This window comes from Clostridium senegalense JC122, from assembly GCF_000285575.1.
Lineage (GTDB): Bacteria > Bacillota > Clostridia > Clostridiales > Clostridiaceae > Clostridium_J > Clostridium_J senegalense.
This window is the reverse complement of sequence record NZ_HE611050.1, coordinates 886,505-900,929: the sequence shown is the minus strand read 5'-3', so window position 1 is coordinate 900,929 and position 14,425 is coordinate 886,505. Positions and strand designations below refer to the sequence as shown.

Below are 14,425 nucleotides of genomic sequence, written 5' to 3'. Positions count from 1 at the left end.
TTATGATTGAAAGAATAATATTAGCCTAATAATTAGTATCAACATAATTAAAAAAAATATGATTAACTTTAAAAGATTTAAATATATCATGTTTAAAAATTGATATTATATTTAATATGTTTATATATAAGAGAAATATTATTGTTTCAATAACAATAAATTTTACTGAAAAATAAAAATTATTAAAATTACTAGTGTAAGATTTTATAATATTAGTTTTATTTTATGAAAAAAATTTATGAAATTTAAAAACATACTTAAAATTTAAATGTAAATTATAAATGATATTTTATATTGTATAGTAATAGAAATGTGAAATATGTATTAAAATTTTATTTATATAAATTAAAATAAAATTTAACAGAAAACAAATCCATTATTTGTAACAAAAAATAAAATAAATAAAAAATAAAATAAATGAAACAATATTCACAAAATTGTTACAAAAATGAAAATAAATATATATAAAATAAATAAAAAATTCATAAATATTTATTAAAAACTATAAAATTTAAAGAATATTCTAAACTTTCTTAATTTTAAATAATATCTTGATTTTCAAAAAAATGTGTATTATAGTACTAGTTGAGAAACAAATGTAAATAAATTATGAATTGCTTAACAATATATATTGTCTCTGGCCAGAGGGTTATAAAATATTGTTACATAAAAGTGTTCTCTCGTATGAAATTATATAAAGGGTTAATTAAAGTATGTATATTATAGGGGGATGATTGTATGAATGAAGAGATATTAAAACGTTACAAACATAATAGTAGAATGTTTTTCATTAGTTATTTATTTATGGGCATATTAAGTGGTATTGTAAATGATACACTTATAACATTTTTAAAGCAAGCTCAGCCTACAATAGTAAATAGTTACACAATATATACAGGTATAGCTACATTATTAACTGCAGGATTAGTAGCAGCTATAGTTAAAATGGGATATAAAAAAATACTTGTAGCTGGCGGAGTTGTTAGTATAGCTGGATTGATATTAATAAGTTTTACAAGAAGCTGGTTTTCAGTAAGTTGTATAACTCTTGTATTAATTTTAGGATTATACTTATTTGATGCAGTATTACCACCATTTTTAACACAGTATACTACTGAAGATGAAAGAGATAAAGTTTTCTCAAGAACAATGTATTCTAATGTTGCAGGAATGGCATTAGCAAGTTTTACAGGTGGTGCATTAATAGTTTGGAGATTTGCCTCAAGACTTGGAATTGCTTATGACCAAGCACAGGCATTATCAACTAAAACAGCAGAATTTACTACAGCTCAAAACGCAGCATACATATCTGCACATACTGATGTGTTCTTAATATTTGTGGTAATTGCAGTTCTTGCTACGATACCATTATTATTATTAAAAGAAGTTAAAGAAGATTATGCAGGACACCAAGATGAAAAAGGTAAAACTAAAATTGATTGGAGAGTACTTTGTAATAAATATGCGCTATTATACTTAGTGTATAATGGATTAATAAGATTTGGTGCATCATTAATAGTTCCTTACTTTACAATATTCTTAGGAACTTTAGGAATAGATAGAGCAACAGTATCATTTCTTATATCACTTCAAACAATAGCAATGGTTATATTTATGATGTTCTCACCATGGTTCTCGAAGAAATTTGGTAGAGTTGGTGCTATATCATTATTATCAGCAATTTCAGTTCCTTTCATGCTAATTATAGGAAATGGTGATAAATTTGGGGGAATGATGGTACTTGCAGTAGGGGCAGGATTATTCTTTAGGGCAGGATTTATGAATGCAGCAAATCCAATAGTTCAATCATTGCCAATGGAATTTGTTACTAAAGAATTAAGACCAGCTTATAGTTCAGTAATATTCGTATCACAAGCAATTGTAACAATATTAGCAGGTCTATTTACAGCAGGATTCCTTTTCAACGAAAACTTCTTAGGTGATTCAGGATATAGAATAGCATATTATGTAACAGCAGTTATCTATTCAATAGCAATAGTAATATTACTTACACAATTTACTAAGAAATTTAATAGACCTCAAAGTGAAAATGAAGAAGAAGAAGTAGCTTCTTAGTTTTAATGAGAACAGCCATATTATGGCTGTTTTTTTATGTTATAAATAGGTAATTAACTTATTTATAAATATCAACTATAAGACCTGTTATTTCATCAACAGTACTTCCTACATCTAAATTTTCTTTCTGTTCATTTAATAAATCTTGTGTTAGTTCTTCTAATTTTTTATCTATTATATCAACTGTAATGAAATATTGAGTTTGCCAGAAACTTGTATCTTTTTTTACTGAATACATAAAAGCAAGCACTGATTCTAAATAGGCCTTAATCTCTCTCTTATAAGCTTTAACATCAGCATAATTTTTACTTGCTACTAATTTTGTTCCTTTGTTTTTTATATTTTTTAACATTTGTTTTAATTGTTCTTCAGATTTTTTTTGTTGAGCAAAGTTAAAGTTCTTAGAAAAGTCTGATTGCTTATTTATTTTAGAACCACTTCTTTGGATTTGTGGACTATTTCTTAATTTTGATATTTCCATATTAAACACCTCTTATAGATACTCTATATTTATTATCGGAATGTAGTATAATTTTATTAAGATATCTTCAAAAATAAATTATAAGTTCATATATTATTATATAAAGAGAGGTAATTATATGCAAAAGCTTCTAAAAATGTTTTTCACGTTTCTTAAAATAGGTAGTTTTACTTTTGGTGGAGGGTATGCAATGATTCCACTTATAGAAAAGGAAGTTGTTGAAGTAAATCAATGGTTATCTAAAGATGAGTTTCTTGAAATATTAGTTATAGCTCAAAGTTTCCCAGGGGCATTAGCAGTAAATTCATCTACATTTATTGGATATAAAATTGGAAAATTTCCAGGTGCCATTCTAGGGCTATTGGGAGTAACTCTACCATCCTTTGGTATAATACTTATTATAGCTATGTTTTTTTCAAGATTTAGAAACTTAGCTATTGTAGAAAGAATGTTTAGTGGAATAAATGCAGCAGTTCCATTGCTTGTCTTAGTAGCAGTAGTTAGTCTTAGTAAATCGGTAAAAAAATCTACTAATAATATAATTATTGTTATAGTTACTGTGTTACTTACTGCTTTTTTAAATGTAAATCCTGTTATAATAATTATTTTAGCTGCTTTATATGGGATAATTTCCAATAGAAAGAAGGTGTCATAGAATATGGTACTTTTAAAACTTTATTTAGCTTTTTTAAAGGTTGGCACTTTTGGCTTTGGTGGAGGATATGCCATTTTATCCCTTATAGAAAATGAAGTGGTTAACAGTAATAAATGGATTAGTGCTACAGAATTTGTAGATATAATTGGTATATCTCAAATGACTCCAGGACCAGTTGCAATAAATTGTGCTACTTTTACTGGATATAAGGTAAGTGGAGTATTAGGAAGTATTGTGGCAACTCTTGGAGTTGTGACTACGTCTTTTATATTAGTTACACTTGCATATTTCTTTTTTACAAAATTTAAGGAATCTACATTACTAAATTCAGCATTATCAGGAATGAAGCCAGCACTTATTGGTCTTATAATTGGTGTGTTTATATCTTTAAGTAAAACAGCATATGTAGATTTAAAAAGTTTAATAATAGGAGCAATAATAGGGGTTATGCTCTTTAAAACTAAAATACATCCTATATTAATAATAGTAATTTCAGCGGTTTTAGGAATTGTGTTTTATTAAAAATGAGCATCGTCTATGATTTAAAATTAATCATAAACGATGCATTTTTTATTTTAATAATGTTCTAAACTCCTATATAAAACTATTATAGCTCGCGTCTGATGGCATTCTTAAATCACCTCTAGGTGAAAGACTTATAGAACCTACTTTTGGACCATCAGGCATACAAGAACGTTTAAATTGCTGAGTAAAAAATCTTTTAAGAAACATATTTCTCCATTTTAAAATTTCATCTTTAGTATATTCATCGCCAAAGGCATTTTCACTTAAAAATAGAAGTTTTTCAGGAGTAGCACCTTGCTTTATAAAGTGGAATAAGAAAAAGTCATGTAGTTCATAAGGGCCTACAATATCTTCAGTTTTTTGAGCTATTTTACCTTCTTTGTTTTTTGGCAGTAATTCAGGACTTACAGGAGTATCTAATATATCCATAAGAACTTCTGAAGCAGTACCATCTAATTCCTTTTCTGCAACGTATTCAACTAAATATCTCACCAATGTCTTAGGAATAGAGCAGTTAACAGAATACATAGACATATGATCACCGTTATAAGTACACCAACCTAATGCAAGTTCTGATAAATCACCAGTTCCAATTAGAAGTCCCGCATTTTTGTTTGCAATATCCATTAATATTTGAGTTCTTTCTCTTGCTTGAACATTTTCATAAGTAACATCATGTATAGATGGATCATGACCGATGTCTTTAAAATGTTGTATACAAGCATCTACAATATTTATTTCTTTAAGCTCGGTACCTAAATTTTCACAAAGTTTTAATGCATTTATATAGGTTCTATCAGTAGTACCAAATCCTGGCATAGTAATTGTTTTTATGTTTTTTCTGTTTAATCCAAGCATATCAAAAGTTTTAACAACTACTAATAGTGCAAGAGTAGAGTCTAATCCACCAGAAATACCTATAACAGCATTTTTAAGTTTTGTGTGACAAAGACGTTTAGCTAATGCAGCTGTTTGAATGTTAAATATTTCTTTACATCTTGATTCTCGTTCAGATTCTGTTTTAGGTACAAAAGGAAGTTTATCTATAGTTCTATCAAAACTATTGATGGAAGTATTTTTTATATTTATGTCAATTATTTTTGGTGTGAAAGGACATAAACACATACTATCTCTAAAACTTATATTTTTTAATCTCTCGTTGTTGAGTTTATCTAGATCAATTATTCCAGTTATTATCTCATTTTCTCTTTGAAATCTTTCATTTTCTGCAAGGGTGCTACCATTTTCAGAAATTATTAAATGTCCACTAAATAATACATCGGTAGAAGATTCAAAGACACCAGATGATGAATATATATAACTACCAATGCATCTTGAACTTTGATTTTTAACCAGGTTCCTTCTAACCTCAGCTTTTCCAACTAATTCATTAGAAGATGATAAGTTACAAATTATATTAGCACCACATAAACTTAAATAACTACTAGGTGGTATAGTTACCCATAAATCTTCACATACTTCAAAACCTATTTTGGCATTTTCAGCAGAAAATATAATATTTGTTCCAAATGGAATATCTTCTTGAAAGCTAAGGCTTACAGTTTCATCAATAATATTAAGTCCACTAGTAAACCAACGTTTTTCATAGAATTCAGAGTAGTTAGGTAAATGGATTTTAGGAATAATACCAATAACTTTTCCATCAAATATAACTACAGCGCAATTAAATAAACAATTTTTATGTAAAATTGGTGCACCAACAGAGATAATTATATTTTTTTTCTTTGAATATTCACATAGTTCAGATATGCCTTTTTCACTTTCAATTAATAATTTGTTTTGAAAAAATAAATCACCACAACTATATGATGTTATGCTTAGTTCAGGAAAAACTATTAAATTACAATCTTGTTTTAATCCATTTAAAATGCATTTTTTAATTTCATTAATATTAAAGTTTACATCTGCCACATTCGTTATAGGACAAGCGGAAGCTACTTTAAAAAATTCATAAATTCACTACCTTTCTTAAATAAATAAGTTAATAAATATATTATTTAGTTCAAAGATTTTTTAATATATATTTATAGATTATAGTCAAAAAATTTTGTTTTTTATTATTATATAAAAGTTAAGTTTGATATAATTTTCTAATTTAATAAAAACTAATTAAAAAAATTATAGTTATGCAACCTTATATTTAAGTTTACTTATCAAATCTTTGCTATAAGTCAAGTATAGTTAGTTAAAAGTTAAGAATTAAGAGTTTAGGATGAAACTGAATAGTGAGTTTCATCCAATTACAAGCATTAAACCTTGAAATTAAGATATAAAATTGATTGAATCTATATTTAAATTGTACATCCATAATAAGAAGGATAGGCGTAACAAAACATATGCTCCATAAATCATTTTTTGAATTTTTGTTTATTTTTTTCATTAAGTTTTCGTTTAGCAGTCTTCTTTTTCATTATAGAATAGCCAAATTTACCTAAAGGCTTAGTATTTAAAGCAAAGTATTCACCATGACAATAACTAATTAAATTAGCTTTTTCAAAATGTATTTTACCATTATCGTCAATTAAATCCTCATTTACTTTAACATTTAGAACTTCTAACAAAAATAAGTCATGAGTTCCAAGTGGTGTGATAGACTTTAATTTACATTCTAAAGCAACTGGAGATTCTTCTAAAGATGGAGTATTTATTTTAACAGCATCATTTAATTTAATTCCTAGGTGTTTAATTTTATCAATTTTTTTACCACTAACGACTCCACAATAGTCTACCATTTTAACCATATCTTTAGTAGTAAGGTTAATTACACATTCTTTACTTTCTTTTATATAATCATAGCTTAATCTTTCTGGCCTAATTCCCATTGCTAAGATAGGTTCTTTTGTACACACAGTACTTATCCATCCAACAGTAAAGACATTTATATTATCTTCTCTATTTTTAGATGTAACTAATACTACAGGTGTAGGATTAAGCATTACACTACCTTTAAAATTTACTTTATTCATATTTTTCTCCTTTTGTACGGCATAATATTTATAATTATTTAATATTAAAATAAGTTCTTTAGTTGTATTAACTAAGTTAGTTCATATGTATAATTGTCTATACATTAATAAAAAATAAAAATGTCTTTAGTATTATTAGTATGATATTAATCTTAAATTTTATTATTTGATAGTTAAATAAGTTTATATAAAATTATAACATAAATTTGAAAAATTCATGGCATTTATAGATTACTTTGATATAATTTATTTGTAGAATTAACATATTTAAAAAATTAAAGAGTAGGTGTTTAACATATGATAGGAAATAAAGTGAGAGATTTAGTATGTGTAGATATAGATAAAGAAAAAATAATGGTTATAGCTTGTGATAGTAGTGGAGGCATAGGGGATAAGGAACATGATGCACTAAAAGTAGAACCTTTTATAACGGGTAAGTATAGTGTAAGGGTAGGATTATTAGAAATTCTATGTAGTGGAGCAAAGGTAATAAGTATTGTAGATAATGTTTGTGCAGAGATGGAACCGACAGGTAGAGAAATTATAAAGGGTATAAAAAGTGAAATGAAGTTAGCTTCAATAGATGGCATACCATTAACGGGAAGTACAGAAGAAAATTTTAAGGTCACATCTACAGGAGTAGGAATTACTGTTATAGGAATTTGTGAAAAGAAAAGTGCAAAAATTAACAATATAAGTGAAAAAGCAAAGGTGTATGCCATAGGTAAACCTAAAGTTGGAAGTGAAATAAATTTTTATGGTGATGATGAAATATTTTCTTATGAAGATTTAAATAACCTTATAAATTTAGAGGAGGTTTTAGAAATAGTTCCAGTAGGTTCAAAAGGAATATTGTATGAAGCAAAAGAACTAGCAGTTAGCAATAAAAGAAAGTTTGAATTAAAGGATAATGTAGATTTAAATCTGAAAAAAACTTGTGGGCCAGCAACAGTAGCTATAGTTGCAATAAAAGAACATAAAACTGACGTGATAAAAAAATTAAAAAACGCAGTTGAAATAGGAAAAATTATTTAATTTCATTTATTTATATATAGTAAATATATTATAATGTATTCCAATATAAGGCCTAAGGAAAGTATTAAAAATAATTTTTTGAAAAATTTCATTATACCCCTCCTAAAGAAAATAAAACTAAATGGAATAAAAAATTAAACACTTTTAACAAAATAGGTGTAGATATATAGTTTAAAATTGTTCATTATAATATAATATATGATACAAAGTTGAAAAAGTTACCAAATATATTTTTAAAGATAAAAAAATAAATGATAGGCTAAAGCCTAGCATTTATTTTCTTTTATGAGAAACTTCAATTCTTACTTTTCTAACATTATTTATTTTTTGACCTGAACTATTTTTTAAGATTACATCAACTAAGTTATTAGGAACATCTATAAAAGTAAACTTATCTAATATATCAATTCTTCCAAGTTCTTTAGATTTTACTCCAGCTGTATTATCTAAAAACTTAACTAAATCTATAGCAGAAACTTTATCAAGTCTACCTACAGATAAAAATAATCTAGCAGTATCTTTGTTGAAATCTCTATTGAAATCTCTTCTGTTTGAGTCTCTTCTATTTGAATCCCTGCTGAAAGATTCTTCACATTTAAGAGTGTCTTGAGTATACTCATAGTTTAACTCTTTATCAAATAATATTTTCATTAGTGAAGCAGTAACATCTTCAGCTCCAAATTCATCTATTAAATCTTTAGAAGTTTGTATAAAACTTTCATAAGAATTCTCTTCTAAAGTAGCTTTAACAGACTCTAATATGCTTTCTGATTTTGAAGCATATATATCATTTAAAGTTGGTAATTGTTTTTTCTCCATTTTACTCTTAGTTACATTTTCGATTTGTCTTATCATAGACATTTCTCTGCGACTTGCAAAGCTATAAGCCGTACCTTCTTTGTTAGCTCTACCAGTTCTTCCTATTCTATGAACATAAGATTCTGTATCTTGAGGTAAATCATAGTTTATAACATGAGTTATATCTTCTACATCAATTCCACGTGCAGCAACATCAGTAGCTATTAAATAATTTAAATTACCAGTTTTGAATTTTTTTAAAGTATTTAATCTTTGAAGTTGTTTCATGTCACCATGCATACCTTCAACTATGTATCCTTTGCTTTGTAAAGCAGAAACTAATTCATCAACACCTCTTTTAGTCTTACAAAATAGTATAGCGCTTTTTGGTGCATCAACATCTAAAATTCTGCAAAGAGCTTCAAGTTTATCTTTTTGACCTACTTCAAAGTAAAATTGCTTTATTTTAGATACAGTTAGAGATTGTTTTGCAATAGCAATATGTTTAGCGTCAGATTTCATATAGTTTTTAGCTAAGCTTTTAATAGCTTTTGGCATTGTAGCTGAAAACAATAATGTTTGTCTTTCTTTCTTTAAATTGCTTATAATAAGCTCTATATCTTCTATAAATCCCATGTTTAACATTTCGTCCGCTTCATCTAAAACTAGGAATTTAGCGTGGTCTAATTTAAGAGTTTTTCTGTTTATATGATAAAGAATTCTTCCAGGAGTTCCAACAACTATATCTACACCTTTTTTTAATGGTTTAAGTTGTTTATCAATTGATTGACCACCGAAAATTGGAAGTATTTTATATTGAGCATACTTATTTAGTTTGCTTAATTCTTCACTAACTTGTATTGCAAGTTCTCTTGTTGGGGCTAATATTATTGCTTGAACGTTTCCGTTAGAGGGTTCCATTAGACTAAGAAGTGGAGCACCAAATGCAACAGTTTTTCCAGTACCAGTTTGTGCTTGACCGATTAAGTCAAAACCTTCTAAGCTTACTGGTATGCTTTTAGCTTGAATATCAGACGGATATTCAAATTTTAAATCATTAATAGCCTCTAATACTGAAGGCTTAAGATTTAAATCTTCAAATTTAATTTTATTCATTAACATTCCTCTTTCTATTATGTTTTTATATAAAAATTTAAATAACCTATAAACTTAATAATGTTATTCTATAATGTAGTTAGTCATATAAATCTATAAACTTATTAAATAATTCATATTTTAAGTTTTTCTAAAGTTGAAATACAACTTATAGTAACATAGTATTAACATAATATCAATGGAATATATTGAAAAAATCTATATTATAACATCAATTGTGAAAATAATATAGTAGGAAAATGTAAAAAAATTATAAATTTATTGATAAAATTTAAAATTTGCTTTAGCAGGGGCAATATATTATAGTAATTTATAGGAATAAAAGAATTATTCTTGTTATGTGCAAATAAAATGATATAATAAAAATATTTAGTTTGAAATATTAGAAATAATAATTCAATATTCTTTTATATTTTGAAATAAAATATTATTTGAATTTTGAATATTATTTTTAAAAATATATGTAAAGTGATTATGAAAATTTTGGGAGGAGGGTATTACTATTAAGAATATATTTGATACCTGTGATATTATTTTAGAAAATGGAATAAGGCTTATAACAATAAAAAAAGAAACTCAGTTAGCTTCTGTTCATGTTGGGTTTAATATAGGGGCATTATATGAGATGAATGATAAAAAAGGAATAGCCCACTTTGTTGAACATATGCTCTTTAAAGGTACTAAAAACAGAGATAATGAGGTTTTAAATTACGAATTAGAATGTTTAGGGGGAGAGTATAATGCGTATACAGATTATAAGTGTACAGTATATAGTACTACAACTCTTAATGAGGAATTAAATAAATCTTTAGATTTATTAGCAGATTTAACGATTAACTCTATATTTCCTAGAAAACAGTTAGAAAAGGAAAGAGGAGTTATTATCTCTGAGGTTAAAAGTGGAAAAGATGATTTAGAAGAATTAAGCTTTAACAGAATAAATAATATGGCATTTTTAAAAAGCCCACTAAAGTGTGATGTAATAGGAAAAGAAAAACATATAAATGATATGTCAAAGGAAGATTTAGTTGAGTTTTATAATAAATATTATGTTCCGAATAATTGTTATATATCAATAGTTTCAAATTATGATCATGAATATATAAGGACTTTAATTGATAATTATTTCGGGAACTGGAAATCAAAGGAAGTAAAAAGACCTATTGTAGAATTTGAAAAAAATATATGTAAAAAGGAAGTAACTTATAAAAAGGAAATAGAACAAAGTACAGTATTATACTTGTATTCATTTAATAATCTTACAAAAGATGAAGAGTTAGCACTTAGGGTTTTAAATCATAAGTTTGGAGAAAGTTCTAACTCAATATTATTTAGAGAATTAAGAGAAGACAGGGGACTTGCTTATGATGTTTATACTACATTAGACTTAAGCGAAGGATTAAAAACATTATATATTTATACATCAATAGCAGAAGAAAATGTTGAAGAAACGTTAGAAACTATTGATAAATGTATAAAGGATATAACAGAAGAAAAAATAATATTTGATGATGAAACTATAGAGATTATGAAAAAAGTATTTAAAACTGCAGTAGCATCAACGATGGAAGATGTTACGGATTTGGGGAATTATGTATTACATCAGGCTATGGAAGGTGAACATATATATGAATTCATAGAAGAAATGGAAAAATTAAGTGATGTAACTAAAAAAGATTTATATAAAGTGGCAAGAAAAGTTTTAAAAGATCCTACAATTCATATATTACTTAGAGATGAATAAAAGTAAAGCTTAAACTAATGAAATTTTTATTGGTTTAAGCTTTTTTAAACAAAAACTCTTGAATATTCATTTTAAACTGAAGTAAATCGTTGATTAGAAGTGAAATATTTTAAACAGGGGATTGTCTGCTTATAAATATTAAGGAGATATAGATATTAAAGAAAGGATACTAATGAAATCTATTATGAAATACATTATAAGTAAAATTCAAGTTCAAAAAAATAATAAAGATAGAGTAAATGTATATGTTAATGACGAATTTTTATTTGCTTGTAGCAATGAATTGGTTTATTATCATAATTTGAAAAAAGGTTTAGAATTAGAAAAGGATAAGATTATAGAAGTTGTAGAGGAAGATAATTATATAAAGGCTAAAAATGCTGCATTAAAGATTTTAGAAAGATCTTATAAAACAGAAAAAGAGATGTATGATAAATTACTAAGTAAAGAATATGATGATAAAACTATACAAAGAGTGATAAAATTTTTAAAAGAATATTCATTTGTTGATGATATAAGGTATGCAGAACTTTATATAAAAGATAAAATTAAGGTTCACGGGAAATCAAAAATAAAATTTTCATTAGTAAATAAAGGTATAAGTGAAGAGATTATAGAAAGTAAATTAAATACCATTTCTAATGAACAAGAAGAGTTAACAGCATTAAAATTAGGGGAAAAGAAATATAAAACTTTAATTAAAAGTGAAAAAAATTATTTAAAATTGAAAAAGAAATTAAGTGATTATCTTTTAAGAAATGGATATAATTTTAGTATAATAAATAAAGTTGTAAATAGTATTGTAACTTGTGATGATTTTTTTGAAACTGTAGAACAAAAAGAAGTAAACTTTGAGGAATTACATGATTTAGCATTAAAAAGATTAAATGTTTTAAAAAAATCAGAAGCTAATAAAGAAAAATTATACAAAAAATTATATGATTATTTATTAAGACGTGGATACAAATATGATGAAATAAAGACTATGTTAAAAGAAATATTATAATGCATAGATTATAATATATGGGGAAATAAGCAAAGTTTAAATTACTTTTCAAATTTTTGTTATTAGCTAGCAAAAGATAAATATAACTATAATTAATTAATGGTTTAGGATGAAACTGAATTACTAGTTTATTTAAATTAGAGAAAATAAACTTAAAACTATATAAATAAAAGGTGGTGTTACATTCTGAAAAGTAATGTGGTAAATATAATATTAATAGCAGTGTTAATATATCCTATTATTATAGGATTTCTTAAAAAAAATTCAACAGAAGCGTTAAAAGAGGTAATAAATTCTATCTTTACTAGTTTAGCATTGATATTTTCTATAATAATAGGTAGTAAAAATGTATGGATTATTTTTCAAATGCATAATGAAGGTAAGTTTAATAATATTTATGAATACTTACCAAACTGGATAATGAATTTATGTACTAAAAATATTTTAATTACTAGAATTGCTGTTACAATATCTTTTATATTGATAATTCAAGGGATTATTGTATTTATTTTATGGGTTGTTAGTAATATAATATTAACTCCAATATTGGAGGCTATAGATAGTAGTTTAAAAAGAAAATCTAATTTATCCAGAAGGATATATGGTGCGCTATTTCAAAGTCCTAAGGCAATTTGCAACTTAGTTATATTATGTTTTTTATTGAGTTTTGGAGCTATGTTTAATAAAAATCCAAAGTATATGAATACATTAGAAGAATCACAAATATATACCTATATATCAAAAAATGTGGTAAATCCAGTGATAAATTCAAATGTAGTTAAAAATTTGCCTCAAGTAGTAAATGAATCTTTTAAGATAATTGTTGAAGATACAGACATTAGTAAAAATGATAAAAGTGTTTTTAATGAATACTTAGATAGAAAAGCTGTAATTTATTACAATGGAATTACTTTGGATGAAGGAGTTAAATCTAGTGCTGCTATAAATGAAACAGCTTTATCCATTGTAAAAGAAAATGAAAATACCTATGAAAAGGCAGAAGACATTTATAATTGGATAGGTAATAATATAAAATATGATGATGAAAAGGCAACAGAAGTTATATCAAATAATTTAAAAATAGTAAAATCAGGAGCTATAGAAGCTTTTAATACAGGAAAAGGTTTATGTTTCGATTATGCATGCTTATTTGTGGCGATGTGTAGGGCAAATGATATACAAGTTAGAATGGTTATAGGTGAAGGCTTTAACGGTGAGCAATGGGTAAATCATTCATGGAATGAGTTTTATGATGAATCAAGTGGTAGATGGATAAATGTAGATACAACATTTTATTCTGGTGGAAATTACTTTGATAATAATAATTTTAAAAATGACCATAGAAATTCTAAAGTTGTAGGAGAATGGTAAAAAAAACTAGTCAATACTATTGATGTTTTATAGAAAAAGTTTAATGCAAAATTAACTTTGTATGGAATAATGAACTGCCTTATAATTTATATAAGGAAAGTTTTGCTTCAATATAGTTTCTATAAAAATTCAAATATCAATAGATTTTGACTAGTTATTTTATGTTTTTTATGAAGATGCTTTGTGAAGGTACGATTTTAGAATTAAATTAATGGCTTTTTCACACTCAGCATCTTTAGGATTTAATGACCATGCAATATTAAAATAATTTAGTGCCTTATTTTTTTCATTAATCATTGCATAACAATAGCCAAGATTAAAGAAATAGGAGCTTTCCTTTTTGAAATTTAATGCATTATGTAAATTTATAATAGCTTTATCAAATTCTTTTAATTTAATAAAACATACTGCTGTATTATAAAGGGAAGCAGCTTCATTTTCTTTAGTTTCAATAGATTTTTTATAAAAATTTATTGCGTGTTCATATTGTTTTTTATTGTAAAGATCATTAGCTTTTTCAAAATATTTCATACGAGACCTCCCAAATAAAAATATAATTACATTTGTAATAATTGACAATAATACTTAATTTATACATACTTAAATATAATTAATAACAAATTTACAATTT

General features: G+C 25.6%; 12 protein-coding genes. 7 read left to right on the top strand and 5 right to left on the bottom strand.

The annotated features are described in order from the left end of the window. Nucleotides 1–738: 738 nt before the first annotated feature. Nucleotides 739–2,076: an MFS transporter gene (locus CSGHG_RS04825; RefSeq protein ID WP_010293148.1), complete on the top strand. Its 1,338-nt coding sequence runs from the start codon at nt 739–741 to the stop codon at nt 2,074–2,076. Nucleotides 2,077–2,134: 58 nt separating this feature from the next. Here CSGHG_RS04825 and CSGHG_RS04820 read toward each other — a convergent pair whose 3' ends face one another. Continuing rightward, nucleotides 2,135–2,557, bottom strand: coding sequence for a YaaR family protein (locus CSGHG_RS04820; protein WP_010293147.1), 423 nt, complete (start codon nt 2,555–2,557; stop codon nt 2,135–2,137). A 118-nt stretch (nt 2,558–2,675) separates the two neighbouring features. On the opposite strand from CSGHG_RS04820, the gene CSGHG_RS04815 reads away from it, so the two are divergent. Beyond that, a complete protein-coding gene (locus CSGHG_RS04815; protein WP_010293146.1) occupies nt 2,676–3,212 on the top strand; it encodes a chromate transporter in 537 nt (178 codons plus the stop codon). A gap of 3 nt (nt 3,213–3,215) precedes the next feature. Next, nucleotides 3,216–3,734, top strand: coding sequence for a chromate transporter (locus CSGHG_RS04810; RefSeq protein ID WP_010293144.1), 519 nt, complete (start codon nt 3,216–3,218; stop codon nt 3,732–3,734). A 72-nt stretch (nt 3,735–3,806) separates the two neighbouring features. Here CSGHG_RS04810 and CSGHG_RS04805 read toward each other — a convergent pair whose 3' ends face one another. Together CSGHG_RS04805 and CSGHG_RS04800 are read right to left on the bottom strand one after the other, a co-directional pair. Further along, nucleotides 3,807–5,714, bottom strand: coding sequence for an NAD(+) synthase (locus CSGHG_RS04805; protein WP_026022232.1), 1,908 nt, complete (start codon nt 5,712–5,714; stop codon nt 3,807–3,809). A 392-nt stretch (nt 5,715–6,106) separates the two neighbouring features. Next, complete coding sequence (locus tag CSGHG_RS04800; protein WP_010293138.1) at nt 6,107–6,724, bottom strand: flavin reductase family protein; 618 nt, start codon at nt 6,722–6,724, stop codon at nt 6,107–6,109. A gap of 297 nt (nt 6,725–7,021) precedes the next feature. On the opposite strand from CSGHG_RS04800, the gene CSGHG_RS04795 reads away from it, so the two are divergent. Next, the gene (locus tag CSGHG_RS04795; protein WP_010293137.1) at nt 7,022–7,759 is read left to right on the top strand and encodes an AIR synthase related protein; all 738 of its coding nucleotides are present in this window, start codon (nt 7,022–7,024) and stop codon (nt 7,757–7,759) included. A gap of 273 nt (nt 7,760–8,032) precedes the next feature. Here CSGHG_RS04795 and CSGHG_RS04785 read toward each other — a convergent pair whose 3' ends face one another. After that, nucleotides 8,033–9,673, bottom strand: coding sequence for a DEAD/DEAH box helicase (locus CSGHG_RS04785; RefSeq protein WP_010293136.1), 1,641 nt, complete (start codon nt 9,671–9,673; stop codon nt 8,033–8,035). Between the two features lie 511 nt (nt 9,674–10,184). On the opposite strand from CSGHG_RS04785, the gene CSGHG_RS04780 reads away from it, so the two are divergent. From CSGHG_RS04780 to CSGHG_RS04770, 3 genes are all read left to right on the top strand, one after another. Continuing rightward, complete coding sequence (locus tag CSGHG_RS04780) at nt 10,185–11,417, top strand: M16 family metallopeptidase (protein ID WP_026022231.1); 1,233 nt, start codon at nt 10,185–10,187, stop codon at nt 11,415–11,417. Between the two features lie 184 nt (nt 11,418–11,601). Continuing rightward, entirely contained in the window at nt 11,602–12,423 is an 822-nt protein-coding gene (gene recX, locus CSGHG_RS04775; RefSeq protein ID WP_026022230.1) for a recombination regulator RecX, read from the top strand. A gap of 198 nt (nt 12,424–12,621) precedes the next feature. Continuing rightward, nucleotides 12,622–13,794 (top strand): transglutaminase domain-containing protein, encoded by a 1,173-nt coding sequence (locus CSGHG_RS04770; RefSeq protein WP_010293132.1) that lies wholly within the window; start codon nt 12,622–12,624, stop codon nt 13,792–13,794. Between the two features lie 168 nt (nt 13,795–13,962). Here CSGHG_RS04770 and CSGHG_RS04765 read toward each other — a convergent pair whose 3' ends face one another. Next, nucleotides 13,963–14,325, bottom strand: coding sequence for a tetratricopeptide repeat protein (locus tag CSGHG_RS04765; protein ID WP_010293130.1), 363 nt, complete (start codon nt 14,323–14,325; stop codon nt 13,963–13,965). Nucleotides 14,326–14,425: the final 100 nt, after the last annotated feature.